This is a genomic window from Petrocella sp. FN5 (assembly GCF_029210395.1).
Lineage (GTDB): Bacteria > Bacillota > Clostridia > Lachnospirales > Vallitaleaceae > Petrocella.
The window spans coordinates 102,720-129,620 of sequence record NZ_JARGDP010000001.1; the positions used below are offsets into that span (position 1 = coordinate 102,720).

At 36.0% G+C, this 26,901-nt stretch carries 22 protein-coding genes and 1 riboswitch; of the genes, 18 read left to right on the forward strand and 4 right to left on the reverse strand.

Going from position 1 to position 26,901, the window contains the following annotated elements; all coding sequences use genetic code 11:
- The first annotated feature begins 90 nt into the window (after positions 1–90).
- From P0N36_RS00500 to P0N36_RS00520, 5 genes are all read left to right on the forward strand, one after another.
- Positions 91–3,192, forward strand: coding sequence for a glycoside hydrolase family 2 TIM barrel-domain containing protein (locus P0N36_RS00500; RefSeq protein WP_275840733.1), 3,102 nt, complete (start codon positions 91–93; stop codon positions 3,190–3,192).
- 261 nt (positions 3,193–3,453) lie between these two features.
- A complete protein-coding gene (locus P0N36_RS00505; protein WP_275840734.1) occupies positions 3,454–3,831 on the forward strand; it encodes a GntR family transcriptional regulator in 378 nt (125 codons plus the stop codon).
- A complete protein-coding gene (locus P0N36_RS00510; RefSeq protein WP_275840735.1) occupies positions 3,828–4,721 on the forward strand; it encodes an ABC transporter ATP-binding protein in 894 nt (297 codons plus the stop codon). The genes P0N36_RS00505 and P0N36_RS00510 overlap by 4 nt, the downstream gene beginning before the upstream one ends.
- Positions 4,696–6,711, forward strand: a complete 2,016-nt coding sequence (locus P0N36_RS00515; protein WP_275840736.1) for a hypothetical protein — start codon at positions 4,696–4,698, stop codon at positions 6,709–6,711. Before P0N36_RS00510 ends, P0N36_RS00515 begins: the two co-directional genes overlap by 26 nt.
- A gap of 99 nt (positions 6,712–6,810) precedes the next feature.
- Complete coding sequence (locus P0N36_RS00520; protein ID WP_275840737.1) at positions 6,811–7,875, forward strand: branched-chain amino acid aminotransferase; 1,065 nt, start codon at positions 6,811–6,813, stop codon at positions 7,873–7,875.
- A 71-nt stretch (positions 7,876–7,946) separates the two neighbouring features.
- Here the strand turns inward: P0N36_RS00520 and P0N36_RS00525 are convergent, their stop codons facing one another.
- Positions 7,947–8,243, reverse strand: coding sequence for a Dabb family protein (locus tag P0N36_RS00525; RefSeq protein ID WP_275840738.1), 297 nt, complete (start codon positions 8,241–8,243; stop codon positions 7,947–7,949).
- Between the two features lie 195 nt (positions 8,244–8,438).
- A riboswitch (cyclic di-AMP (ydaO/yuaA leader) is annotated at positions 8,439–8,568 on the forward strand.
- A gap of 60 nt (positions 8,569–8,628) precedes the next feature.
- On the opposite strand from P0N36_RS00525, the gene P0N36_RS00530 reads away from it, so the two are divergent.
- The 10 genes from P0N36_RS00530 to P0N36_RS00575 all read left to right on the forward strand — a co-directional run bounded on the left by P0N36_RS00530 (position 8,629) and on the right by P0N36_RS00575 (position 18,796).
- A complete protein-coding gene (locus P0N36_RS00530) occupies positions 8,629–10,464 on the forward strand; it encodes a sensor histidine kinase (RefSeq protein WP_275840739.1) in 1,836 nt (611 codons plus the stop codon).
- Between the two features lie 11 nt (positions 10,465–10,475).
- Positions 10,476–10,847: a response regulator transcription factor gene (locus tag P0N36_RS00535; RefSeq protein ID WP_275840740.1), complete on the forward strand. Its 372-nt coding sequence runs from the start codon at positions 10,476–10,478 to the stop codon at positions 10,845–10,847.
- Positions 10,847–11,539, forward strand: coding sequence for a response regulator (locus tag P0N36_RS00540; RefSeq protein ID WP_275840741.1), 693 nt, complete (start codon positions 10,847–10,849; stop codon positions 11,537–11,539). The genes P0N36_RS00535 and P0N36_RS00540 overlap by 1 nt, the downstream gene beginning before the upstream one ends.
- Before the next feature lie 16 nt (positions 11,540–11,555).
- Complete coding sequence (locus P0N36_RS00545; RefSeq protein ID WP_275840742.1) at positions 11,556–11,978, forward strand: potassium channel family protein; 423 nt, start codon at positions 11,556–11,558, stop codon at positions 11,976–11,978.
- Between the two features lie 9 nt (positions 11,979–11,987).
- Positions 11,988–12,653, forward strand: coding sequence for a potassium channel family protein (locus P0N36_RS00550; protein ID WP_275840743.1), 666 nt, complete (start codon positions 11,988–11,990; stop codon positions 12,651–12,653).
- On the forward strand, positions 12,654–14,144 hold the full coding sequence (locus P0N36_RS00555; RefSeq protein WP_275840744.1) for a TrkH family potassium uptake protein: 1,491 nt from the start codon (positions 12,654–12,656) through the stop codon (positions 14,142–14,144).
- A gap of 152 nt (positions 14,145–14,296) precedes the next feature.
- Positions 14,297–15,628 (forward strand): transposase, encoded by a 1,332-nt coding sequence (locus P0N36_RS00560; RefSeq protein ID WP_275840746.1) that lies wholly within the window; start codon positions 14,297–14,299, stop codon positions 15,626–15,628.
- A gap of 327 nt (positions 15,629–15,955) precedes the next feature.
- Positions 15,956–17,338 (forward strand): TrkH family potassium uptake protein, encoded by a 1,383-nt coding sequence (locus P0N36_RS00565; protein WP_275840747.1) that lies wholly within the window; start codon positions 15,956–15,958, stop codon positions 17,336–17,338.
- A gap of 14 nt (positions 17,339–17,352) precedes the next feature.
- The gene (locus P0N36_RS00570; RefSeq protein ID WP_275840748.1) at positions 17,353–18,030 is read left to right on the forward strand and encodes a potassium channel family protein; all 678 of its coding nucleotides are present in this window, start codon (positions 17,353–17,355) and stop codon (positions 18,028–18,030) included.
- Positions 18,020–18,796, forward strand: coding sequence for a TrmH family RNA methyltransferase (locus P0N36_RS00575; protein WP_275840749.1), 777 nt, complete (start codon positions 18,020–18,022; stop codon positions 18,794–18,796). Before P0N36_RS00570 ends, P0N36_RS00575 begins: the two co-directional genes overlap by 11 nt.
- A 128-nt stretch (positions 18,797–18,924) precedes the next feature.
- On the opposite strand, the gene P0N36_RS00580 is transcribed toward P0N36_RS00575, so the two are convergent.
- Positions 18,925–19,842: a tetratricopeptide repeat protein gene (locus P0N36_RS00580; RefSeq protein ID WP_275840750.1), complete on the reverse strand. Its 918-nt coding sequence runs from the start codon at positions 19,840–19,842 to the stop codon at positions 18,925–18,927.
- A 25-nt stretch (positions 19,843–19,867) separates the two neighbouring features.
- A complete protein-coding gene (locus P0N36_RS00585) occupies positions 19,868–21,088 on the reverse strand; it encodes a GGDEF domain-containing protein (RefSeq protein WP_275840751.1) in 1,221 nt (406 codons plus the stop codon).
- 199 nt (positions 21,089–21,287) lie between these two features.
- Here P0N36_RS00585 and P0N36_RS00590 point away from each other — a divergent pair, with 199 nt between their 5' ends.
- From P0N36_RS00590 to argF, 3 genes are all read left to right on the forward strand, one after another.
- Positions 21,288–22,826, forward strand: coding sequence for a Ppx/GppA phosphatase family protein (locus tag P0N36_RS00590; RefSeq protein ID WP_275840752.1), 1,539 nt, complete (start codon positions 21,288–21,290; stop codon positions 22,824–22,826).
- Between the two features lie 11 nt (positions 22,827–22,837).
- Complete coding sequence (locus P0N36_RS00595; protein WP_275840753.1) at positions 22,838–24,988, forward strand: RNA degradosome polyphosphate kinase; 2,151 nt, start codon at positions 22,838–22,840, stop codon at positions 24,986–24,988.
- Positions 24,989–25,053: 65 nt separating this feature from the next.
- Positions 25,054–25,989, forward strand: a complete 936-nt coding sequence (gene argF, locus P0N36_RS00600; RefSeq protein ID WP_275840754.1) for an ornithine carbamoyltransferase — start codon at positions 25,054–25,056, stop codon at positions 25,987–25,989.
- A 78-nt stretch (positions 25,990–26,067) separates the two neighbouring features.
- On the opposite strand, the gene ymfI is transcribed toward argF, so the two are convergent.
- Positions 26,068–26,802: an elongation factor P 5-aminopentanone reductase gene (ymfI, locus tag P0N36_RS00605; RefSeq protein WP_275840755.1), complete on the reverse strand. Its 735-nt coding sequence runs from the start codon at positions 26,800–26,802 to the stop codon at positions 26,068–26,070.
- Positions 26,803–26,901 lie beyond the last annotated feature (99 nt).

Below are 26,901 nucleotides of genomic sequence, written 5' to 3' on the forward strand. Positions count from 1 at the left end.
AAAATAAGGGTATAGAATAGTATTTAGAGAAATACAAGTTTAATATTTTTATATACTGAGATATTGAGAACTATTATTGTGGAGGTTAATATGGCAAAAGATTATTGGAAAGACCTGAGTATACTAGGTATGAATACTTTAGACCCTCATGGGTCAAGCATATCCTTTGATAGTTTGGAGCAAGCACTGATCGGTGATAGATTGAAATCCAGTCGTTTTATCATGTTAAATGGCTTATGGAAGTTTATGTATTACAAACATCCGGCCTATGTACCGGATGATTATTATATGCCTGAGTATGATGATGCCTTGTGGGATACCTTACCTGTGCCTTCTAATTGGCAACTTCATGGTTATGATAGACCCGTATACACCAATGTGGCTTATCCCATACCTGTGGATCCACCTAATATACCTGAAGAAAACCCTGTAGGCTGTTATAGAAAAGTGTTTTTGGTGGAAAATGCTTGGGATGATTTAAAAACTATTTTGCATTTTGGTGGTGTGAGTATTGCCTTTACTGTTTATGTCAATGGCAAGGAAGTTGGTTATAGCCAAGGAAGTCATATGCCCTCAGAATTTGACATTACACCTTATGTACATGTTGGGGAGAATCTTTTATCTGTAGAAGTGTATAAGTGGGCAGCGACCAGTTATCTTGAGGATCAAGATTTTTGGCGTATGAGTGGTATTTTTAGAGAAGTCTATTTATATGCCACACATAAAAAGCATATTAAGGATTACTGGGTTCAAAGTTTGCTGGATGCTTCGTATAAAACAGGGGTATTGGACTTAAGCATTGAGACTGAAGGTGTTCAGGATCTAGATGAGATGACAGCTGCGGTGGTTGTATATGAAACATCTAATCACTGTATCCTAGAGACCTCCTTAGAAGTTATACAAGGCAAAGCAAAGCTAAACCATAAGATAAAAAATGTGAAGACTTGGAACGCGGAAACGCCCAATCTCTACCAGTTGGTTATTTCGTTAATAAATAGCAAAGGTGAAGTGGTGGATATTAGAAGACAAACCATTGGGTTTAGATCCATTCAAATACAAGATGGGCAGTTTCTAATTAATGGTGTACCCGTTAAGCTTAAAGGTGTGAACCGGCATGATACCCATCCTGAGAGAGGCTATGCTGTAACTAGAGAGGATATGTTAGAGGATATTTTGCTGATGAAGCAACATAACATTAATATGGTTCGTAGTTCTCATTATCCAAACGACCCCTATTGGTATGAATTATGTAATCAATATGGTATGTATTGTATGGATGAAGCAGATTTGGAAACCCATGGTTTTGTTCGAAACGAAGGTATTGCCAATAATGGTATAGGGCAGGCTTTAGGTATTAATCACCTTAAGGAATGGGAAGCAGCCTTTGTAGACCGTGCTAAACGTATGGTTTTAAGAGATAAGAATCAACCTTCGATTCTTTTCTGGTCCCTTGGCAATGAATCTGGATACGGTCCCAATCATGATGCGATGGCAAGCTATATTAGGTCCATAGATACAACACGCCCTATTCATTATGAAAGCGCTGGAGAAGCAGGTGTTGTGGATATGGTTAGCGTGATGTACCCATCTGTGGATAGAGTAATTACGGAAGGCAAAAGAGAAGATGAAAAACGCCCTTATTTCATTTGTGAGTTTATACATGCCATGGGTAACAGTATGGGAAATCAACAAGAGTATTTTGATGCCATCTACAAATATGACCGTTTGGTTGGTGGTTGTATATGGGAATGGGCAGATCATGGGATTACTCGACAAGATGCAAAAAAGGGAACTTGGTTTGCCTATGGTGGTGATTTTGGAGATGAACCAAACGATCTAAAATTCTGCATAGATGGTATGGTCTATCCGGATAGAAGACCTCATACAGGTTTGTTGGAATTTAAGCAAGTGATTTCGCCTATTAAAGTCACTGAAGTAGATGGGAACAAAGGTATTATAAATATAGAAAATCGTTATGACTTTATAGATTTAAGTCATATAAAAATGAATTGGGAACTGATAGAAGACGGGGCAGTCATTATGATGGGTTCTATTAATGACTTATCTATTCGTCCCCATATGGATGCGTTGATTCATTTACCCTATGATCTTGATGAAATAGGAAAAGATGGTCGCGATTATCACCTTAATACTTATTTTATAAGCAAAGAACCTATGATGTATACCTTAGATTGTCACGAAGTCTACAAACATCAAATCGAAATCAAAACCAGCAGCTTAATAGCAACTATGCGTCAAAATGAAAAGAATTATTTTTCTTTACAAAAAGAGAATAAACTTGAATTGCTTTTAAAGGGTAAAGAATTTGAAATTGTTTTTGACAAAGTCTATGGTGTTCTAAGTAGCATTAAAATTGAGGGCGTCGAAGCACTTGAAGAAGGTCTAACTGAGAATTTCTTTAGAGCACCAACTGACAATGATGAAAAAGGCTGGGTTGGTCGTGAGGATTGTCCGGCTGGTCTTTGGAGAAAAGTTGGATTGGATAGACTGAGTAGAAATGTCAAATCCGTAGAGATTATAAAAAGTGAGTCTCAAGTTCAGATACAAGTTGAAGCAAACTTCGCCAAAACATCAGAGTATATTGCTTTTGAAACGACGGTCAATTATGTAATTCAAGGCAATGGGAGAATGGATGTAACTATGGCTGTTAGGCCTCAAATAGAAATAGACTTACTTCCGAGAATCGGTATGATGTTTAAGATGAAATCAGGTTTTGATCAACTAAGTTGGTATGGAAGAGGACCACATGAAAGCTACTGTGATAAGAAGGAGAGTGCATTGGTAGGGATTTATCACGGTAGGGTAGAAGAACAATTTGAACCTTATATTATACCTCAGGAAAATGGTAATAAGACAGAAACCAGATGGCACTCTTTGGTGAATGAGGATGGGGTTGGCATTATGATAACAGCGAAAGAGCAGATGGATTTTTCAGTGATGCACTATGACTTGAAAAATCTAACAGAAGCGACCCATACTTATGAACTTAAGCGGATACCTGAAACATTGGTTATGATTGATTATGGACAATCAGGCCTAGGTAATGGTAGTTGTGGGCCAGATCAATTAGAAAAATATAAACTAAAACCCATAAATACAGTATTTGAGTTTGTCATATTACCGATTCAAAAAAATAAAAGAAATGAAGTAAGTTTATATAGAAATTTGTAATGATAGAAGAGGGTGCAAGCTATATCCTTAGTCTTTTACATTCAATATATGTGAATATACAGAAATATAGCATTGACACTCTAATCCAATAGAAAATATCCTGCAAGTCCTATAATCTCAAAATGCCTTTACGGCCAAGCAAGGGTCGGCGTTTAAGAATCATGGATCTGTAGGGTATTTTTTACATTAATTTTAAAGCGTCAAAAGACTTGCACGTAACTGTATTATGTTATATAATACAGTTAATACAGGAGGTGTCTTATGTTTCAAGTAGATATTAGAAGCCGAATTCCGATTTATGAACAAATGTATGAGAATATTAGAAGACTGATTCTGGAAGGCCATATCAAGGAAGATGAGCAGTTGCCGTCGATTAGGGAGCTGGCATCTTTATTAACAGTTAACCCCAACACCATTCAGAAGGCTTTTAAGCAGTTAGAACAAGATGGGTATATTTATGCCCTTCAAGGTAGAGGCAATTTTGCAAAAAAACTGGATGTTTTATATAGAAATCAGGAAATTGAAGGGGTCAAGAAAAAGCTAAGAGAAATCATTCTTGAAGCAAAGCTATTGAATGTACCTATTGAATCCCTTATGGATCTTCTGAAGGATGCTTATAAGAGAGGTGAAAGTCAATGATTAAAACAGTCGATTTAACAAAATCATATGGGTCCTTTAAAGCCCTAGATCAGATTAACATACATGTAAAGAAGGGCTCTGTCTATGGTATGGTTGGGCCAAATGGTGCAGGAAAGACAACCTTATTAAAAATCATGACAGGGGTTTTTAGGCAGAATCAAGGTCAGGTTTTCATTGATGGTCAAGTTGTAGAAGATCATATTAGCTTAAAGCAACGCGTTCGTTTCATTCCGGATGAGCTATACTATTTTCCGATGGCTACCATTAAAGATATGGCGGATTTTTACGAAGAAATGTTTGATGTTTTTGACCGTGATCGTTTTGTTAGAATACAAGCCCTGCTTAAGATTCCCATTCAGAAGAAAATCAGTCAGCTTTCTAAGGGGATGAAAAAGCAAGTGGCCTTCTGGCTAGCCATATGTACCAAGCCGGACGTTATGATTTTGGATGAGCCAGTTGATGGCCTTGATCCGGTTATGCGTCGTCAAATATGGTCGCTCTTGCTGCAGGATGTGGCTGAAAGAAATATGACAGTAGTTGTTTCATCACATAATCTTAGGGAATTAGAGGATGTATGTGACTATGTGGGTATTTTACATGAAGGTAAGTTACTCCTTGAAAGAGATTTAGATGAAATGAAGTCAGACATTCACAAGATTCAAGTGGCTTTTGAAGCCAGTGAAGTAACACTGAAAAGTTTGAACCCCCTTAAGGAAATGCAAGTGGGATCTGTACATACTATAATTGTAAGAGGTTTAAGGGATGAGATAGAAAGATCTTTAAGCCCTATGAAACCTGTGCTGGTAGATTTCATACCATTAACGTTAGAAGAAATATTTATTTATGAGATTGGAGGGGAAGGCTATGAAGTTACAAACCTCATTTTATAATAAGGCCATTCTAAAAAACAATATTAAACGATTTGCCTATATTGGGATTTTATACTTTGTGATACACTTCTTAGTGGTTAATTTTGGGATGCTAATGAACACACTCGGTACAACCCATCATATGGATAATCTCTTATACAAGATCCCAAGTGGATGGGATGTATTTATCTTATTTTTTCTACCGGTAATCCTTGGTATTGTCCTATTTAGATACATTCAAGATGAAAAAGCTTTGGCAACCATTCATGCATTTCCAGTAAGTCGCAAGACTTTATTCTTTAGTCATATGATATCTTTTGTAATCTTATTTGGAATACCCTTGGCTATAAATACATTAATATCTTATATCATTCTAGTATCTAAAGGGTATCCGGCTTTAGATCTTGCCTTACATTTGAGTATCTATTATATCGGGATGTTGCTTAGTGGTATGACTATTTTTTATATAACGGTTATGTTTGGAATGTTGGTAGGTTCATCTGTTTTACAGGCGGTTTTAACCTATGTCATGATGGTCATACCTGTTGCTATCGTAGAGTTTGGTAAGATACTCATTGGTTGGACACTAAAAGGTTTTTCGACGTATTTAGATGATGAGGCGCTACATCTATTGATGACACCTTATTACACCATTGGAAGAATGGTGGATGCAAGTAATACTGAATTTCTAACAAAAGGCTTTTTGGTTATTATTATTTATTTATGTTTTTCGGTTATGGCAAGTTATGTCTTGTATAAAAAAAGACATCTTGAAAAGCATCATGATTTAATTGCTTTTGACTTTGCCAAAATTGGCTTCATCGGCTTATTGACGGTGTTAATTACATTGACGTTGGCCAATATGTTAGGGTCAATGTTTTATGAAAACCGTTCACTTGGCGTGTATGTAGGTGTATTTTTTGGTGCTCTAATTGGTTATGGCGTCACAAAGATGATAGCTGAAAAGACGGTAAGAATATTTGTATATTACAAATCATGGCTCGTGGTGGTCGCCCTGTTTATGTTGGCCCTTATGGTTATAGATTTTGATTTGATTGGTTTTGAATCTCATGTACCGGACTTTGAAGATGTGGCTTATGTTGTGTATGGTGAAAATAGCAATCCAAGACAAGGTAGAATAGCGGATAAAACCGTATTGTACGGAAGTGAGGGTAATTTCGAGTTGGTTTTTACTGAACAACCATCTATTCAAGAAGTGCTTAATCTTCATGAAACAGCGATTCATGCTGAGCAAGATAGGGGGTATAATAACCGGGTATATAGGTTGGATCTGGTATATGTACTAAAAAATGGCAAAAGAATAAGTCGTATGTATGAAAACCCTCAAATGGAAGAAGGCTTTGCCCGTCTTCATGAATCAGAAGGTTACAAACGAGGACGTCTTAAAGACATTAAAGCTATTTTAACCCATCCAAAAAAATCTTCAATTAACATTTGGGGACGTGGTGGTCAGGAAAGAAATATTAGTTTGGAAAAAAGTGGTACCTTATATGAAGCATATCGAAAAGATTTCATGCTATTGTCCTACAAGGAAGAAATCAGTTATGACAATTGGGGAACCATAGATATTGCTATAACAGTGGGCGATGGTACTAGAGAGGGGAATTATGAAATACTTAACTATCATAGCTTGAATATTTGGCCAAGCTTTGAAAATACAAAAGCATGGTTGAGGGAAAATGGCTATGAAGGCATAGTACCAAATAGAAAAGATATTGTTAGTGCACGTATAACACCTGTATTTAATCCGGATACGGAAGTTGATATGTCACCTGAGTATGTGAAGGATATGCAGTTACAAGGGATGATAGATTCGGTTGGTATTGTGGATGATGATATTATTGATATAATTTATGATCTGACTTATGACTACTCCAAAGACCCAAAAGACAGCTATAGGATTACACTGATCTATAAGGATTATGGTGAATACTCTTTTAGAGTCGGCGAGCTGCCTGAAATACTAAAATCCTATGTGACCCAATATTAGCAAAGCAAACCAGATAACATGAGCCAGTCCTTCTTCTTGTTAACTTCCCACGAGTTTGTTATAATGAAACGAATATAATTGAAAGTCGGGGGTGTTATCATGTTAAATATTGAAATTATAAAAGCTAAGCAGCTCAAAGATAAACCGGATTCAAATGCTTTAGGTTTTGGTAACTTTTTTACAGACCATATGTTTGTGATGGATTATCATGAAAGTGTGGGTTGGCACAACCCAAGAATTAAGCCCTATGAGGATTTGCATTTAGATCCTTCAGCAGTGGTGTTTCACTATGGACAAGAAATGTTCGAAGGTCTTAAAGCTTACCGAAGAAAAGACGGAGAAATTAATCTTTTTAGACCGGACATGAATGGAAAGCGGTTAAATAACACCAATGACCGTATTTGTATGCCTCAAATTCCTGTGGAGGATTTTGTGCAAGCGGTTAGAACATTGGTTCAGATAGACGCATCTTGGGTACCCAGTGAAGAGGGAACTTCTTTGTACATTCGACCTTTTGTGATTGCTACAGAGCCAACACTCATGGTAAACCCCTCTAAGGCCTATATGTTTATGATTATCCTGTCTCCGGTAGGTGCCTATTATAAAGAAGGCCTGAACCCGGTTCGAATTTATGTGGAAGACACCTATGTACGAGCTTCTAAAGGTGGCGTGGGCGAGGCTAAAACCGGTGGTAGTTACGGTGCCAGTATGATTGCTCAGAGAAATGCAAAAAAAGAAGGTTTTGCCCAAGTCTTGTGGTTAGACGCCATAGAGCACCAGTATGTGGAAGAAGTAGGCACCATGAATATTTTTTTTAAAATCCGTGGCAAAGTATATACGCCGGCATTGTCCGGTAGCATATTACCCGGCATTACGAGAGATTCTGTAATAACACTTTTAAAATCTTGGGATATGCCTGTTTATGAAGAGCGGATTTCAATGGACGATATCATTGAAGCCTCAAAAAATGGGGATTTAGAAGAAGTGTTTGGCACAGGCACTGCAGCGGTCATATCACCAGTAGGTGGTATCCATTACAAAGGTCTTGATTTTGTGGTTCATGGTAATGAGATTGGTCCTATAACCAGGAGAATATATGACACTTTAACAGGCATGCAATACGGTGATGTGATGGATGACTTTGGATGGATTAAGACAATCTAGAAATAACAATATCACAATAAAAAAGACGTTGCTTAGCAACGCCTTTTTTATTGGAAAGTCTTTGTTGACTCTTAAGCATATTCATAATCAACAACTACACGGTCTTTTGTAACAGCCCTTACGTATTGACCGACTTCTACATGGGCAGGATGAACGATGTAAGCTTCAAGTCCAGCTTTGTCATCAAAGCTTGTCATCAAGACAATATCTCGCTTAGCCTCGGAAGTATTGTCGTTGAAACCGACGGATATTTCTTTTAGACTGTCCACACGGTCGAGCAAAGCTTCTAGTTTTTCTTTCAACGTTTCCCTGGTAGTATCAAGGTCCAGATCCTCATGAATGTTCCACATAACAATATGTTTAATCATAGTTAACCTCCTTTAGTTATATAGTTTGATTATATCATGAAGCTTGCGTAAGTGCATTTTCAATCTTTGGTTAATTTTCTTATGGTTTGAATTAAGAGCTCAAAAACCAAGATTATCGGTATTGCCATTTTGACGAGATAAGAGTATAATTTCCTATAGAATTATAATTGACAAAAATAACAACACGCGTATACTATAATCATATCGCTTAATTCATTTGAAGCGGGGGACCCACTTACTGGGGCGAATTTTTAGCTTGTCTAAAATAGGATACTCTTTCAATCCGAGCCTGTCAGCTAACCTCGTCAGCGTAGGAAGAGGAGACTGCCCAAAACCATGAGGTCTTCATGGTTTTTTTGTTTTTTTGTAGGAATGGAGGGATTCGATGCCAAAAAGTATTAAAGGAAGATTGATATCATTTTTCATAATGATTTTGCTTATATTTACAGGTAGCAATATATGGGCTTTAATTAATTTTAATAGTCTAAGTGTTTCCATTGATAATATTATGGAATCAAATTATAAGAGTATTGAGGCGGCCCAACATATGATTGTTGCGATTGAGCGACAAGACAGTGCAGAATTGGCGCACATGTTTTCTGAGAGTGATACAACAGTATCAAATTTCATAGAAAATCAAAAGATATTTTTGCGTTGGTTAACACGCGCCGAAGATAATATCACAGAAATAGGAGAACAGGAAGTACTGGAAAGTATCAATCAAAACTATACAGAATACATAGACAGTTTCACCTATTTAATTTCTTTAAATAAAGAAGATGATCCGAAAATAATGAATGACTACTACTATCAGACAATATTTCCACTGTTTGAAGAAACCAAAGAAGGATCTCGAAAATTATTGGCGATTAACCAAAACAGTATGTTAGAAAGAAAAGAAAATGCGCATAATATTGCAAGGAGAGCTATGATTTCAACAGTGGTTGTATCGGTGTTATCCATACTGTTTGGACTTATTATTATTACAATATTATCCAACAAAATTGTTGTTCCGATACAAAACTTAATTGAAAAAATTAAGAAAATATCTGAAGGAAATTATGATCAAAAACTTACTATAGAAGGCGACAATGAGATTGCGCAACTTGCAAAAGAGTTCAATTTAATGGCAACAAAATTGTTGTATTATGACGAAAATAATATTAATAAACTTAAAGAAGAAAAAAATAAATCTGAAGCCATCGTTGAAAGTATAAGTGATGGTATTATAGTAACGGATAAAGAAAATAAAATTCAGCTCATTAATTATAAAGCGGAAAAAATATTTGATATCCGAGAAAACAATTGTTTGAACCAACATCTTTTAGAAGTCGTAAACAATGAAAAATTATTTGGTTTGTTTAAGGAAGTGAATGATCATCCATATAAAAATAGATACAAGAGTTATGAAGACATTGTTGTAAAAGTAGAATCAATGGATAAGTACTATAGAGTCCATGTACGTCCGATTAAAATCAGTAATGAATTTCACTATGGCGCGGTTGCATTAATACAAGATGTTACAAAGTTCAAAGAAGTGGATCAAATGAAATCTGATTTCATTTCAACAGTATCCCATGAATTTAGAACACCACTAACCTCAATCACAATGGGTGTGGGCTTATTGCTTGAAGAAATACCCGGAAAACTAACAGAAAAACAGTTGGAATTGGTGGAAGCCATAAAAGAAGACTCTGAGAGGCTCAATACACTTGTTGGAGAATTGTTGGATCTTTCCAAACTGGAATCCGGTAAGATGCAGATGGATCTTCAAAATCATCAGTTAGAAGCAGTTTTTGATTATACGATTAAAATTTTTAAAATTCAGTGCGAAGAAATTCAAGCTGAAATAATAAAAGACATACCGGAACATTTAAGCGACGTTAGAATTGATATTAGCAAAATGACTTGGGTTATATCGAATTTGATTGGAAATGCAATACGATATTTGCCTAAGCCGGGAGGAAAAATAGAGTTAGCAATAAAAGAAATCTATGGAAAACAGATTGTTTCTGTTAAAGATAATGGGTCAGGTATGAATGAAGCGATGCAGAAACACATATTTGAAAAATTCAGTCAAGGAAAGGACATTGCAGGTGGGGCTGGTTTAGGCTTGTCTATATGTAAAGAGATTATAAAAGCCCATGGTGGTGATATCTGGGTAGACAGTGAGATTAATCAAGGTACGACTTTTTTCTTTACAGTACCAATTGTTGAGTGAGGGGAGATTAGATGCAAAAAATATTAGTTATAGATGATGAGAAAAATATTTTAAATACAATTGTTATGTATTTAGAAGGCCATGATTATAATGTACAAGCTATAAGCAATGGACTTGATGGCATCAAAGCAGCAAAAGATTACTTACCGGATTTGATATTACTGGATTTGGTGTTACCGGATATTGACGGCTATCTGGTATGTAAAACGATTAAAGAATTCTCAGTAACAGAAAAAATACCTGTTATTATTATGAGTGCTAAATGCCAGCAAATTGATATTGACAAGGCTTTTGATGTTGGGGCGCTCGATTATATAATGAAACCCTTTGAACCGCAGAAACTGTTAGAAAAAATACATCATTATTTGAAGGAGCTTGTGTAATGAATAAAAAGAAAATACTTATTGTCGATGATGAAAAAAATATTCGGATGACGGTTAAAAACTGTTTGAATGAAACAGAGTACCTTGTGGATATTGCTGTAAATGGAGAAGAAGGCTATGAGATGATCCAAAGTACGCAGTATGATTTGGTTCTGTTAGATATAAAAATGCCTGGTCTATCAGGAATGGAAGTACTAAAAAAAGTAAGAGATAGTAACAGTACAGTCAGTGTGGTCATGATGACAGCATACGGAACCGTTGAAAATGCAGTAGAAGCCATGAAGCTTGGTGCTGTTGACTTCTTAAGTAAACCCTTTACACCGGATGAGATTAGGACAGTTGTAAAAAAGGTGACATTAAGAAAAGATCTTGAGGAAGTGAATCTGGAATCTTATTCAGATTTAATTGAATTTGCCAAGAAGTGTATCATAGACAAAGAATTTGGTAAGGCAGCTACATTTTTAAAGAAAGCAATCAGTATTGAAGTTGAGGCAGCGGACCCACATAATCTTCTTGGCGTTTTATCAGAGATGAATATGGATGTAAGAAAAGCACAAATTCACTATAGAGCGGCTTTAGCTTTAGAGCCTTCTCATAAAGCAGCAAGCAATAACCTATCGAGAACAACAAATTATAGTTATACAAAAAACGGCATCGATCTCGGTGAAAACCTGGAAAAAGGTAAGAGTTAAGGGAGAGCGAAGGATAATGTTAAACAAAACAGAAAAATATGTGATTATCGTTGGATGTGGACGATTAGGTGGTCATTTAGCAAATATGCTAGGAGAAGGGAAAAAAAATAGCATTGTGGTGATTGATAAAAATGAAGCATCTTTTGAAAGACTGAATGCTTCTTTTAGTGGTTTTACCATTGAAGCCAACGCTTTAGAAATTGAAGTGCTAAAACAAGCAAAAATAGCATCAGCGGATGTTGTTGTTGCTACAACGAATAATGATAATATTAATATTATGGTGGCGCAAATTGCAAAAAGTATTTTTGGCGTCAATCAAGTTGTCGCTAGATTGACGGACCCTTCAAAAGAGAAGGTCTATTCTGAGCTAAACATAGAAACCATATCACCAACAGCTTTATCCGCATTAGAATTTCAACGAATAATTTTGAGAAAATAGGTGGACATCATGAAGATTTTTATTGTAGGCGGAAGTAAAGAAGTTTACTTTTTAGCAAAAGCATTTATATCTCGAGGGTACGATTTAACAATTGTCAATGAAAATGAAGAATTCTGTAAGAGATTATCAAGAACCTTTAAAGCCACAGTGGTAAAAGGTGATGGGTCAAAACCATATATGTTAGAGGATGCCGGAATAGCAGATGCAGACATGGTGATTGCTCTAACAGAGAACGATCCGGATAATCTGGTGGTTTGTCAAATTGCAGAAAAAATATATGGTATCAAAAAGACATTTGCGATTGTGAATGATCCTGAAAACATACAGATATTTAAGCAATTAGGCGTTGATACGGTTATCAGTACGACAAATATTATTTCTTCATTAATTGAACAGCGGGCTATTGTAGACGATATTCAAAATTTGATGCCTATTGCAGAAGATAAGATATCACTCATGGAAGTGGATGTTGCTTTTGAACATCCAGTTAGAGGCAAAAAGATCCATGAAATTGATTTTCCCAAAGATGCAATAATTAGCTGTATTGTGCGTCATCAAGAGGTTATTATTGCTAAGGGTGATACACAAATTATGGATAAAGATCGTTTGGTCATTATGAGTAAACCGAAAGTGCAATCAGAAGTTCTCAAGTGCATTCGAGGAAGGGTGGACTAAATGAATTTTATCAATCAAATGAAAGCAAAATATCGTCTGCTTTTACACTATCTAGGTATTGTATTAATGCTTAACGGGGCAATTTTAATACTTCCGCTGATATCATTGATTTTTTATAGAGATGAATCTTCAGAAGCCATATTTTTCCTTTTACCTGCCATCTTAGTTGGTATTATTGGTTTTGTTGTATGGTATTTTACAAAAAGTCAAGAACAGCAAGTAAAAGTGTCAATTAAAGAAGGTGGCATCATTGTTGTTTTGTCTTGGATAATAATCTGTATTGCATCGGCCATGCCATTTGTATTGTCTGGTCAATTGAACTTTACACAAGCTGTTTTTGAATCCGTGAGTGGGTGGACAACAACAGGACTTTCAGTTGTAGATGTGACTAAAACTTCACATATTTTTTTGATTTGGCGAAGTACGATGCAGTTTTTTGGTGGAGCAGGTATTGCGGTTATTGTTCTGGCTTCAATTATTGGCCCTTCTGGATTAGGTTTATATAGTGCAGAGGGAAGAACAGATTTGCTCTTACCCAACATCACAAAATCAGCTAAATTAATTATGACAATTTATATCGGTTATATTTTATCAGGGACGATTCTTTATATTATTGCGGGAATGCCTGTGTTTGATGCAATCAACCATTCAATAGCTGCATTATCAACAGGTGGGTTTTCAACTGTTCCAAATAGCATCGGCCAATATAATAATTTGGCCATTGAGTTGATCACATTAATACTCATGTTTTTAGGAACGGTTAATTTTGCAGCCCATTACTTGGTTCTTAAAGGAGAATTTAAAAAGTTTATTCAATTAGGTGAAATTAAGCTCATGTTTTTCTTATTAAGCATTATGATCCCATTGGTCACCTATTTTTCTATGAATGAACTCTATCATAGTCTAGGGAAAGGTTTTCGAGTTGCAATATTTGAACTGACTTCAGCCTTGTCAACGACAGGTTTTTCAACGGTGAGCTACTCAGATTGGAATGATTTTGGAATTCTTGCTATGATTGTGTTAATGATTATTGGAGGTGGAACAGGCTCAACAGCCGGTGGCATTAAACAATATAGGATCTACGTCCTTTATAAAAGCCTTCTTAGGAACCTAAAGGGATTTATTTTACCATCAAAGCATTATGAAGAGATTTCAGTGAATAAACCAGAAGGCAGGGTATTTCTAAAGAGCCAAGAAGTAATAAATGTTAGTAATTTTGTTTTTATCTATATTATTATTTATATTATAGGTGTGAGCATTATGTTGATGAATGGCTACCCACTTCGAGAATCACTTTTTGAGTATGCATCAAGTATTGGTACAGTCGGACTATCTGTTGGCATAACGTCCGCGAGTGCGCCAATATCTGTTTTGTGGGCTCAAATCATAGGGATGTTATTTGGTCGTTTAGAAATAATGATTATTTTTTATGCAATTATAAAAATATTTAAAGATTTAAAAATGATTCGTAATAAGGCAGGCATCATTTAGTAAAGATAAAGCTTCCAAAATCGTTGTAGAATATGCCCTAAGATAGCAGTTCTGAAAGCTAAAAATAATTCGCACAAATAGATCCCATTACAAGCCAATCGATGCTGAATATAGTAAAATAGAAGAAAAACTTATTCGCAAAGGGGTAAAAAATGGGAAGAATACAGGAAAGAATTAAACATAAGCTTGAAAAGAATCCGGTAGTAGAATGTAATAAGATCCAAAACAAATTTTGCCCCACTCTGTTTCAAAAGTTTTCAGAGACAGTTGACCCAAGGCATCAGAGTTATATAGGATATAACAATAAAACGATGCTTGGAACCGCTTATTACAAAGGAATTGCTGGGCTCACTAGCATGCAGTCTATGACTTATGAGTTTAATGACAAAAAAATAGCAAATAATGTTATGAATTTCCTGGGTGAAAAAGAAAAAGATTTTCTTCCTCATGGCGTCACACTAAATGAATACTTTGAAGAACTAGATTATAAACAGACCCAAGAAGTACAGCAATCACTCGTATATGATCTTATCCGACGAAAAAGTTTTGATGATGCACGATTTCAGAAGAAATGGCTTGTCATTGTAGATGGAACGCAACTGTATTCAGGAAGTCGTAGAATAAATGAAACATGTCTAGAAAGACGTTACAACAAAGAAACAGATGCTGAAAAGGTGAACTATCATATCGATGTATTGGAAGCAAAAATAGTCTTAGGTGATAAATTAATCGTAAGTCTAGGTTCGGAATTTATAGAAAACAACCGTGCAGATACAAAAAGACAGAAAAATATGAGTGAAGAAGAACGCAAACAGGATAGCGAAACAAAAGCATTTAAAAGGCTTGCCGGAAATATAAAGAAGAGATTTCCACGCCTTCCCATTGTGCTACTTGCAGATAGCCTTTATGCATCGGAACCCGTGATGAAAATATGCAAAAGAAGTAAGTGGGATTTTATCATTCGCTATAAAACAGGAAGTATTCCAAGTATTGCAGCTGAGTATGAAGCGATTCCTGAAAAAGGAGTGGCGGGTCATGCAACATATGTAAATGAGATTGATTATAAAGGGAACCCAGTAAATATGTTAAAGTATTTTGAAGAAAAAGTAATCAAAGAAAATGTTATGCGGACAGAATTTCAATGGTTAACAAACATAATCATAACAAATAAGAATGCAGAAAAGCTGGTTGAAGCAGGAAGAAAACGATGGAAAATAGAGAATGAAGGATTCAATCGTCAGAAGAACTGGCAGGGAAATATCACACATATATGTAGTTGGAATTCAGAAGCAATCAAAAATCATTATCTGATGCAACAGATATCAGACATGATAAAACAGTTATATGAGTGGTACTATCTAAAAGCAAATGAGATTAAAAAAAGACAAAAAAATATATCTTCCGATTTGTTAGCCAGCTTTGGTCGGCAACTAACAAGGGAAGATATACTCACAGTAGATATGCAAGGCATACCTAAGAACTGAATTAAGTATAGCAAAGGAAGTGATGTCTGCCAAGTGAAATTTTAACTAAATTAAACTAATTTATCCACAAAGCCTTAAAACGGGAAAAATAGAGCCTTAGTATGTGGATAAGATAAGTAAAAAAAGAAACTGTGTGGAAAAACTTCTTTTTTTAAAATTTATTAGAATTTGAGTTAGCAGAAAGAACTTTACCTTTCAAAGCTGCTAAGATAGGTATAGGATTGCTTTTTCAATCTACAGGCTATATAATGAAGGTTGGCTTATGAAAAGACTGTAGATAAGACTGTAAAAAAGACATAAAAATACTTGGAGAGGTAAGGGTTGCTTATGGCTAAACAAAAAAATCAACTGGATGTAAATTTGAAACCGACACAAGTGTTAGTGCTAGGCTTTTTGGTCGTTATTATAGTAGGTGCTATTTTACTGAGTTTGCCAATATCAAGTAATTCCGGTAAAAGTACCGGATTTATAGATGCTCTTTTTACATCTACGTCGGCAGTATGTGTAACCGGTTTGGTTGTCGTTAATACATCCCTTCATTGGAGTGCCTTTGGAAAAGTAGTTATTTTAATGCTCATTCAAGTTGGTGGCCTGGGATTTATGACCATTGCCAGTACTATTTTTATGATTTTGGGCAGAAAAATTAGTTTGAGAGATCGTATGATGATTCAAGAGTCATTAAATCAGAACACTTTGTCAGGCATGGTACGATTAACAAAAAATATTATTATTGGTACATTAATCATTGAAGCTATCGGTGCCTTGTTTTTATCCTTAAAGTTTGTACCGGAATATGGAGCCAAAGGTATATTTTACAGTATATTTCACGCCATATCAGCATTTTGCAATGCAGGTTTTGACATTATCGGTGATAACAGTCTTACGCCTTATGTCGGTAGCGTTATTATTAATTTTACAGTTATGGCGCTCATCATTATTGGTGGTTTAGGCTTTACTGTTTGGATGGATGTTTTAAAAGTAACAAAAAAAGAGTTGAGATTTGGTTTTAAGATTAAAAGATGGTTCAGACAGTTACGACTTCATACAAAGCTGGTTTTAGTGATAAGTACAAGCCTAATTGTTGTTGGTTTTCTTTTCTTCTTCTTCCTAGAAGGATTTAATGATGCAACCCTTGGTAACCTGCCTTTAAAAGATAAATTATTAGGTGCGATGTTCCAATCAGTGACAACGAGAACGGCGGGTTTTAACACAATCACCAATAGTGATATGACCGATGTTTCAAAGTTCATTACCATCCTCTTAATGTTTATAGGTGGATCGCCGGCAGGTACGGCTGGAGGCATTAAAACGGTCACCATAGGCGTCATATTTTTTGAAGTATTATCTGTTGTAAGAGGTAAAGATGACGCTGAGGCATTTAATCGTCGTATTCCCAGAAATACCATTAAAAGAGCCCTTGCAGTTGTTATGATCAGTTTATCTGTGGTTATGGGTGTGACGATGTTGTTAACCATAACGGAATCAGGTGGATTTATGGATATCTTGTTTGAGGCGGTATCTGGATTTGCTACAGTAGGACTTTCATTAGGTGAAACTTCAAAGCTTTCTCAAATAGGAAAACTGATTATGAGCATGACCATGTTTATTGGAAGACTTGGGCCCATCACTATGGCTGTCGCACTTACAATAAGACATGAAAAGAAAAAAATAAACATTAGAAAACCGGAAGAAAAAGTGATGGTAGGATAAATGGAGGCCCAGTTATGGCAGGTAGAAACGATTTTGTAATTTTCGGATTAGGCAAATTTGGAAGAAGTGTGGCGGAGACTTTAGCTTATAACGGAAAAGAAGTTCTTGCAATTGATATAAAAGAAGAGGTCATTCAGGATGTGGCAGACTTTGTTACCCATGCGGTACAGGCGGATGTTACAGATGGAGATGCCCTCAAGGCCTTGGGCATTGGTAACTTTGATGTGGCGGTTGTGGCAATCTCTAATAACCTTCAAGCCAGTATCATGGCGACCATACTGGCGAAGGAACTGGGTGTGCCTTATGTACTGGCCAAAGCTCAAAATGAAATCCATAAAAGGGTTCTTGAAAAAGTTGGGGCGGATAAAGTTATTTTTCCGGAAAGAGAAATCGGAACACGAATTGCTAATAATTTAATATCGGAGAATTTCATTGACTATATTGAGTTATCCATCGACCATAGTATTGTGGAAATTGAAGTCATGGATGAATGGGTAGGTAAAACACTAAAGGAACTGAACATGCGTGCCAACTATGGTATAAATGTTATGGCCATCCGAAAAGGCGAAAAAATAGTCATTACCCCAGGTGCGGACTTTGTTCTTCAGTCCTCAGATGTTTTAGTTGTTATCGGTGCCAATGAAGACCTTAGAAAAATCAATGTAATAAAAAAGGATAATTATGATAAGTAGTCGATCCAATCCAAAAGTAAAGGAAATACAAAAACTTCAAAGTAATCAACGGTACCGTCAACAGTCACAAAAATTTGTAGTAGAAGGCTGGCGTTTGATAAAAGAAATACCTTTTCATCAGATTGAGCGAATTTATATACAAGAAACTCAATTGGAAAAGTTACAATCGATAGATTCAAGTAGAGAATGGGACGTTGAACAGGTAAGCGATTCGGTAATGAAAGCCATGAGCAAGGAGACAACCTCTCAAGGTATTTTGGCGATAGTTTATATGAAGCCACTTATAGTGGAGATGTCTTTACCGGATAAGCCTTTGATCATTGCCCTTGAAAATGTTCAAGATCCAGGCAATCTAGGGACTATTCTAAGAACAGCAGATGCAGCAGGGGTTGATTTGGTTTTGCTGTCAAAAGGTACTGTAGACTTGTATAACCCTAAAGTTGTTAAAGCCACTATGGGTGCGATTTTTAGAATGAATATCCTAAAAGATGTGGATTTAAACAGCTATATAGAAAACCTAAAAGAAAAAGACGTTCATGTATTTGCTGCCCACTTAGAAGGCATAAAAAACCACTATGAAGGTAATTATATTGAAGGAACTTGCTTTTTAATTGGAAATGAAGGTGATGGACTTAGTAGGGACTTATCTAGTCTTGCAACTGATTATATTAAGATTCCCATGCGGTCTGAAGCAGAAAGTCTTAATGTCGCAGTTGCTACAAGCATACTTGTATATGAGGCCGTAAGACAAAGGGGTATAGATTAATTCGAAGGCTAAAGGGCCAAAACAAAAGTTTTGACGCCTAACCATTCTAATAATGAATAAAGCCATTTTCGTCATGATGTTATGACGAGAATGGCTTTTAATTAATTAAGTATGTTATGTTTTATAAGTTAGGAAAGCGTGGTTTTTGAATGTTTAATAGCCCCATCAATCATCTCATAACTAATGGTACTTAAGCCATCAAGGTAACAACTTTTAGCTTTTTCGAGATAGTTAAGAGCTTCTGTGTTGTTGTTCTCTAACTGAGAGATTAATCCCATATGATATAAAGTATCGGGTGCATTTTCATCTAACTCTAATGCCTTCTCAAAGTATTTTTTAGCTTGAGTTAGGTCGTCTTGTCTAAATGCTATTAGACCTAGATTGTCATAGGCTCCGGCATAATCCTCATTCTTGTTCAAAGCAGCCTTCGTAAAAAAAGTTGCTTTGACATAATCTTCCTTTAAGACAAATAGATAACCCAAAGTGGTGAAGTCTTGAGGGAAATAATAAGGATTATCCTTTACCACAGCATTGATAGTTTCATCTGTATAAGTAGGATCTGTTAAAAACCCTTGATTTTCAGCACCATATTGATCAAAAAAATCATAATAGATTTGTATGGCTTTGTCTATGTGTCCCAGCTTCCAATAACAAATGGCTTTATTGCCCATTAAAGTTTTAGTGGTGAGGAAATAACTGTTCGTTTCAAGGCCTTTATCGAAACACTTAAGCGCTTGTTCTACCTCATTATTCCGAAGGAGTAAAAGGCCGTAGGTAGCTAATATGGTGGTGTTTTGTGTACCTAGCTTATAGGCCGACTTATAAAAAGGTAATGCTTTTTGGTTGTCCTTGGTAAAAGTTTGAATAAGAACACCAAGTACGCCGACAAACGTTCCGAGAAAGAGTAGCACCAGTATAAGAAAATAAACGCCAAAGCCAATTAAGAAATATGTGATAGGTTGTTGGTTTATGACGACGATTACAAAGTAACTGACCAGAAGATAGCCAATAGTGATAGAACGCCATTTAGATTTAAGTTTTGCCATGAAAACCTCCTAGTATTGTTGGTTGTTAGGGGAGTAAACCTTTAATCGTTTTAGAAAGGCTGTTTTGTTTGGTTTTAATGATCATGTTTTTCTGTGTGTAGGTTAATAAATGCTTTCTGTATTTTTCATTATAAGACAAAATAGATTGGTCCATTTTGTCTACGAACCTATTTAAAGTGCCGGTTGAACAGTTTGGGAAAAAAAGGATGAAGGTATCGCCACTTATACGGCAAGGTATCTCATACTGGCTAGCAGCTGATTTTAAGTCCTGTGCAATTTCCATAAGAAGTTGGTCGGAATTTGTGTGCCCAAGTTTTTTGTTGAGTTGTTTTAGTCCTTGAACCGTCAGAACATAAACACCAAGAGGTAGGTAACCATGTTGATCCAGTTCTTTTAGCTTTAATTCAAACTGATTATGGTTGTGGAAGCCGGTTAGAGGATCAAAGTTATTCAAGTATTCTAGAGTGGATGACATCGTATTCAAATCGGATACGTCTTTTATGTGGCATAGTGTTAAACCATCACCGACTTTATGTAAAGTTGTATCTAAGACTTGAATGGACTGTCCCAAATCATGTTGGTACTGAAAATAAAGCTTAATTTTTTCACCTGTATGTAGCACCCGCTCCATAATTTCCTTTGCATAATCATAAGGAAAAGCTTCGAAAATACTTTCGTCATATATGGTTCTTAAGGGTTGACCAAAGAGCTTAAGATTATTTTGGGGGACATCCACAATATAACCATCTTGATTAACTAAAAACATGGGTGTTTCTATATGTTTGAAATATACAGCAACTTTTGTTCGAAAACTTTGATTATCTGTTTCATTTTTTATGCGTTCCGTTTGGTCGGTAAATTTTAATAGTAAAAGGGATGACTTTTGGAATTTCACAATTTGATGGTTTAAGATGAGTTTGGCGATTAAACCACTTGGATATGTCAGTAGGAAAATCTTATTTTCGTATTTTATATCAAGGGGTAATTGACTTAAGTTGAGTAGATTAGAGAAAGCCTTCTCGTACTTATCCAGCATAAAAAGCTTTGAGAATTTTTTGTTTCGGTATTCAATATGACCAAAATGGTTAATAAGGACAATGCCCTTTTCATCATGTTCATACAATTCTTCTATTAATGTAAAATCTTGATGGCTGATGTGATTAGAATTCTTCTCTTTTTGATTGTTCGTCAAAACATCAATATGGCTCTTAATTAGAAGCTCGACACTGTTTTGTAAGTCAGACATAAAAACCTCCACCCATCGATTCTTTAAAATCATGGTTTTTTACTGTAGCTATTATATCATAAATCTATACAAATCACATCACAGAATAAAAGTTAACTTAGTATTTAATAGAACATTACATAATCCATTAAGATAATATGGTATAATTATAGGATATGGTTATAGTGTCATTTAATTAAAAAGCTAGGAGATGTTAAATATGCCAAAAAACCTTATAGCGGCAATAGATGTGGGTTCTCATGCCATAAGAATGAAAATAGGTGAAATTAATAAAGCGGGTGATTTTAGATTGCTTGAAAAATTTCGGAAAATAGCGGTACTGGGCCATGATACTTTTGCTAACGAAAAGGTCAGCTTTGAGTCCGTAGATAAGACCTGTGAAATACTCAAAAATTTTAGAATGACAATGGATGACTATGGTGTAAAACGGTATGTTATGATGGCAACCAGCGCAATTAGAGAAGCATCAAATAAAGATTATATAATGGACCAGATTAAGCTTAAGACAGGTCTTGATATACGTATTATTGACAATTCTCAAGAACAGTATTTGACTCTAAAGGCACTAAAACACAAACTGGTTGATTACAACACAATAACTTCGGAAGGTGCAGTTGTTATTGTTATCGGTGCAGGCAGTATCCAGATTACTACCTTTAAGAATGGTGAGCTTAAATCCAGCCAAAATGTAAAAATGGGTGCGCTTAGAATCAAAGAAATATTAGGCGCACTTGAAAATCAAACCACAAAATATTATAAAGTGCTTAAAGAATATATTGAAGCCAATTTGGAAGATCTGGATTTTTTAAGAGATCAAGATGCTTATAAGCACTTAGTCGTAATCGGTGGTGAAATTGGTGTCATTCAAAGTATGATGGATGATGAAGCAAGAGAAGCAATATACAGTATGAAGAAAAAGGATTTTAAAGCGATATCGAATGAAATCATGTCGAAGACAACAGATGAAATAAAAAGGGATTATGAAATAAAAAGAGAAAGAGCAGAAATCATTGTACCTTCTCTGATGCTCATTAACATGTTTATTGACAAAACCACAGCAGGAGAGATCATCATACCGAACATATCACTAGCGGACGGTATCATTCGTTTCATTCATGAGGATATCTATAATCTCCATACGAATGACATATCCACTCAGGACATCATAACAAGTGCAACCGTATTAGCCAAAAAATTTAACTACGATGAAACCCATTGTAATCATGTTGAGGCACATGCACTATTGCTCTTTGATAAATTAAGAAAGATTCATGGTATGAAAGAAGAGCGTATTTTGCTTCGTGTTGCGACCATTTTACATGATATAGGAAAGTTTATAAGTCTTGATCACCATAGTGAGCATTCTTATAATCTTATTAAGTCCTTGGAATTGTTTGGGATGTCTACATTGGAAGTGGAAATGGTGGCAAATATAGCTAGATACCACGGTATAGTTGTCCCGAAAGATCAAGATCAAAATCCAGCTGCATTGCCTACAAAAGAAAGAATAATTGTAGCAAAGCTTATTGGAATCCTAAGAATGGCAGACGCTCTTGATCGAAGTCACAAACAAAAAATCAAGATTGAGTCGGTTAGAATTAAAGACAAAGAATTGATCATTAGAGGTAAATCAGTAAAGAATACCACATTAGAAGAATGGAATTTTTCAAAGAAATCTGAATTTTTCAAAGAAGTGTTTGGGATTAAGCCAATCCTGATTATTACACGTGATTTATAGGGGGCTATGAAATGAATGTAGATTTAAAAGATTGTCAATTATATGAAAACCGAGAGCTGTCATGGTTAAGCTTTAACAGAAGGGTACTTGAAGAGGCACAGAATCCGGAAAACCCACTTTTTGAGCGAATTAAGTTTCTCTCAATTGTGAGTTCCAACTTAGATGAGTTCTTTATGGTACGGGTAGCATCTTTAAAGGAACAGGTCAATGTAGGTTATGAAAAACCGGATTTCTCGGGTATGAATGCAAGCAAACAGCTAGAAGCCATAACCGCCTATACTCATGAAATGGTTGAAGATAGGGGTAATCTATATAAAAGAGCCATCATACCGGGGTTGAAAAAAGTGGGTATCTACTTTTTGTCTCCAAAAGAGCTGAATCAGGATCAGAACGATTATCTTGATGAATATTTTGAAGACTTCATCTATCCCGTATTAACGCCTATGGGTGTGGATGCCAGTCGGCCTTTTCCTTTAATTTTGAATAAAAGTCTTAATGTAGCTGTGATCCTTAAAAAGGATGATGAAGAGGTCTTTGCCACAATACAAGTGCCTTCGGTGTTACCTAGATTTGTTACAGTTCCAAGTGGAAATAAAGAGGAAAAATCCTTCGTTTTACTTGAAGATATCATCATGAATAATATTGATAAGATTTTTGTGGGCTACCATGTTAAGTGTTCAAGTGCCTATAGATTAACCAGAAATTCGGACCTATCAATAGATGAAGAGGAAGCCCAGGACTTATTAATTGAAATCGAAAAATCTATCAAAAAAAGAAAATGGGGTGAGGGGATAAGGCTTGAGGTTCAAAGCCATATAGACCCTAAACTTTTAAAAAAGTTGAAGAAATCTGTTGATATTCATTCCAAGGATATCTATTATATTATTGGCGCGGTTGATTTGACATTTTTAATGAAATTGTATGGTCTCAAAGGTTATGATCACCTTAAGTTTAGAGATTTTGATCCCTGTGAACCCAAAGATCTGTTAGGTGAAACAGACCTATTTGAAGCGATTCAAAAGAAGGATATTTTTCTTTCCCACCCTTTTGAAAAATTCGATGCCGTCGTAGAGCTTATAACGTCTTCTGCAAAAGATGATAAGGTCCTGGCTATTAAACAGACGCTCTATAGAGTCAGTGGTCAATCGCCGATTATTAAAGCATTAGCCGCAGCGGCTGAAGCAGGTAAACAAGTGACGGTGTTGGTGGAGTTGAAGGCTCGATTTGATGAAGAAAATAACATACAGTGGGCCAAAAGTCTTGAAAAATCTGGGTGCCATGTTATTTACGGACTTGTAGGGTTAAAAACACACAGTAAAGTCACATTGATTGTTAGAAGTGAGGCTTCCGGCATAAGGCGTTATGTTCATCTAGGAACAGGAAATTATAATGATATAACAGCAAGATTCTATACGGATGTAGGTTTGCTAACTTGTAATGAAAAAATAGGTGCAGATGTATCTGCGATTTTTAATGCCATTTCGGGCTATTCAGACACACCCAAATTATTAAAAATAGCTATGGCACCGACAGGACTTAGAGGGAAGTTTGTTGATCTGATTCACCGAGAAATACAACACGTCCTTCAAGGCAAAAAAGGAAAAATCATTGCAAAAATGAATTCATTATGTGATCAAGAAATAATTGAGGAACTTTATAAAGCTTCAATAGAAGGCGTTGAGATTGAATTAATCGTCAGAGGTGTATGTTCATTAATTCCGGGTATTGAAGGCATAAGTCATAACATTACGGTTCGAAGTATTATTGGAAAATATTTAGAGCATAGCCGAATTTACTACTTTGCAAATGATGAAAATGAAGAAATTTATCTTTCAAGTGCGGATCTAATGCCAAGAAACCTCGACCGCCGGGTAGAGTTGTTCTTTCCTGTTGAAGATGAGAACATTAAAGCCAGGGTAAAAACACTCCTAGAAATTCAGTTGATGGATGTAGTAAAAGGTAAAATTAAAGACAATAAATGTAGATACAACCGAATCGATCGCCGTGGTAAAATGGTTATAAATTCTCAAGAGTATTTTGAGGATGAAGCAATAAATAATGAAAAAGAATATGTTACAGAAATTGAAAGAGAGGTTTTTAGGCCCTTAAGTTCAGATGCTGTAGAAGCGTCATTTAGTTTCAGTCAAAAGGATAACCCTTGACAGACAGTAAGAATTGATATATTATAAATATAAGTTTTTATGAATAATAATACAGAGGTGATGATGTGGCAGTAAATTTAAAAGGTAGAAGTCTTCTGACATTGAAAGATTTTTCCAAAGCAGAACTTGAATACTTGCTTGAATTATCTAAGGACCTAAAGCAGAAGAAACGTATGGGAATTAAAGGAGAATTGCTTGCCGGCAAGAACATAGCACTGATTTTTGAAAAGCCATCAACAAGAACAAGATGTGCCTTTACCGTAGGATGTGTTGATGAAGGTGGTCATCCTGAGTATCTAGGGAAAAATGATATTCAGCTAGGGCACAAAGAATCCGTAGAAGATACCGCTAGGGTTCTTGGCAGATTATTTGATGGCATACAGTTTCGAGGCTTTAAGCAAGACGTAGTTGAAAAATTAGCTAAGTACAGTGGTGTACCGGTATGGAACGGCTTGACAGATGATTACCATCCAACACAGATTCTGGCGGATTTATTAACCATAAAAGAACAGTTTGGTGAGTTGAAAGGCTTGAATTTTGTCTACATAGGCGATGGAAGAAACAATATGGGTAACAGTCTTATGATCGGAATGACAAAGATGGGTATTAATTTCAAAGTCATTGCCCCTAAAAGTTTGTGGCCTCAACCGGACTTGATTAAGGTTTGTCAAGAATACGCCTTAGAATCAGGCGCTGAAATTGTGTGTACAGAAGAGATTACTCAAGTAAAAGGCGCAGATGTGATTTATACCGATGTTTGGGTATCCATGGGTGAAGAAGCAGAGGCAGAAGAAAGACTTGAATTATTAAAGCCTTATCAAGTCAACCAAGGATTACTGGAAATGACGTGCAAGTCTGAGACCATTGTGATGCACTGTTTGCCGGCTGTAAAGGGTTATGAAATTACAGAAGATGTTTTTGAAAAACATGCTCAAATTATTTTTGATGAGGCAGAAAACCGGATGCATACAATTAAAGCGGTTATGGTTGCAACAGTATAGACAAAGCAGGAAGCAAAATAATTTACTAAAGCCAGTCGAAAATCTTTCGTCTGGCTTTAGTATTGCCCATATAGCAGATTATAGACCCCCATCAACGGTGATGATTTGTCCGGTAATATAGGCGGAAGCATCAGAGGCGAGAAATAATACCATATTGGCAATATCTTGAGGTGTACCCATACGTCCAAGACCAATATCTGAAATGAGGTTTTCTTTTTCAGAAGAGGATAGCCATGCATTCATTGGTGTGTCAATCACACCACAAGCAATAGCATTTACACGGATATTTGAAGGTGCCAGTTCTTTGGCTAATGCTTTGGTGAAGGTGTTAACGCCCCCTTTTGAAGCGGAATAGGCTACTTCACAGGAGGCACCAGAAGCACCCCAAATAGAAGAGATATTAAGAATCACCCCCTTTTTTTTGGCAACCATCATGGGTATAGAAAATTTACTGGTATGGAATAAACCGGAAAGATTTGTATTAAGAATATGGTGCCATGTTTCGAGGGACATATCTGTCAATAAGCCCACATAAGAACAAGCGGCATTGTTAACCATTAGATCTAGATGATCTGTATAATCTGCGATACGCTCAAAAAGTCTTTGGGTATCTTCATACGAGCTAACATCCGAGGCTATCCACAGACAGCGTACACCAAGCTTTTCAATTTTCAGGGCGACATTTTCTAAGGCAAGTTGACTTTTACTGGAAGTTATAATCAAATCATAACCGTTTTTTGCTAAGGTTATAGCAATGGCTTCTCCAATACCCCTTGAGGCTCCGGTGACGAATGCTACAGGGTTATTAATCATTTTGACACCTTCTTTCTTTAAAAAATTGACTAACTATACTATACAAGAATTCAGGAATATATCCAACCTTTAAATAAGTGTTACAAAGCTTTTATTTTG

Coding starts and splice junctions, on each gene's coding strand:
- P0N36_RS00500 (WP_275840733.1), top strand. CDS start 91: ATGGCAAAAGATTATTGGAAAGACCTGAGTATACTAGGTATGAATACT.
- P0N36_RS00505 (WP_275840734.1), top strand. CDS start 3,454: ATGTTTCAAGTAGATATTAGAAGCCGAATTCCGATTTATGAACAAATG.
- P0N36_RS00510 (WP_275840735.1), top strand. CDS start 3,828: ATGATTAAAACAGTCGATTTAACAAAATCATATGGGTCCTTTAAAGCC.
- P0N36_RS00515 (WP_275840736.1), top strand. CDS start 4,696: ATGAAGTTACAAACCTCATTTTATAATAAGGCCATTCTAAAAAACAAT.
- P0N36_RS00520 (WP_275840737.1), top strand. CDS start 6,811: ATGTTAAATATTGAAATTATAAAAGCTAAGCAGCTCAAAGATAAACCG.
- P0N36_RS00525 (WP_275840738.1), bottom strand. CDS start 8,243: ATGATTAAACATATTGTTATGTGGAACATTCATGAGGATCTGGACCTT.
- P0N36_RS00530 (WP_275840739.1), top strand. CDS start 8,629: ATGCCAAAAAGTATTAAAGGAAGATTGATATCATTTTTCATAATGATT.
- P0N36_RS00535 (WP_275840740.1), top strand. CDS start 10,476: ATGCAAAAAATATTAGTTATAGATGATGAGAAAAATATTTTAAATACA.
- P0N36_RS00540 (WP_275840741.1), top strand. CDS start 10,847: ATGAATAAAAAGAAAATACTTATTGTCGATGATGAAAAAAATATTCGG.
- P0N36_RS00545 (WP_275840742.1), top strand. CDS start 11,556: ATGTTAAACAAAACAGAAAAATATGTGATTATCGTTGGATGTGGACGA.
- P0N36_RS00550 (WP_275840743.1), top strand. CDS start 11,988: ATGAAGATTTTTATTGTAGGCGGAAGTAAAGAAGTTTACTTTTTAGCA.
- P0N36_RS00555 (WP_275840744.1), top strand. CDS start 12,654: ATGAATTTTATCAATCAAATGAAAGCAAAATATCGTCTGCTTTTACAC.
- P0N36_RS00560 (WP_275840746.1), top strand. CDS start 14,297: ATGGGAAGAATACAGGAAAGAATTAAACATAAGCTTGAAAAGAATCCG.
- P0N36_RS00565 (WP_275840747.1), top strand. CDS start 15,956: ATGGCTAAACAAAAAAATCAACTGGATGTAAATTTGAAACCGACACAA.
- P0N36_RS00570 (WP_275840748.1), top strand. CDS start 17,353: ATGGCAGGTAGAAACGATTTTGTAATTTTCGGATTAGGCAAATTTGGA.
- P0N36_RS00575 (WP_275840749.1), top strand. CDS start 18,020: ATGATAAGTAGTCGATCCAATCCAAAAGTAAAGGAAATACAAAAACTT.
- P0N36_RS00580 (WP_275840750.1), bottom strand. CDS start 19,842: ATGGCAAAACTTAAATCTAAATGGCGTTCTATCACTATTGGCTATCTT.
- P0N36_RS00585 (WP_275840751.1), bottom strand. CDS start 21,088: ATGTCTGACTTACAAAACAGTGTCGAGCTTCTAATTAAGAGCCATATT.
- P0N36_RS00590 (WP_275840752.1), top strand. CDS start 21,288: ATGCCAAAAAACCTTATAGCGGCAATAGATGTGGGTTCTCATGCCATA.
- P0N36_RS00595 (WP_275840753.1), top strand. CDS start 22,838: ATGAATGTAGATTTAAAAGATTGTCAATTATATGAAAACCGAGAGCTG.
- ymfI (WP_275840755.1), bottom strand. CDS start 26,802: ATGATTAATAACCCTGTAGCATTCGTCACCGGAGCCTCAAGGGGTATT.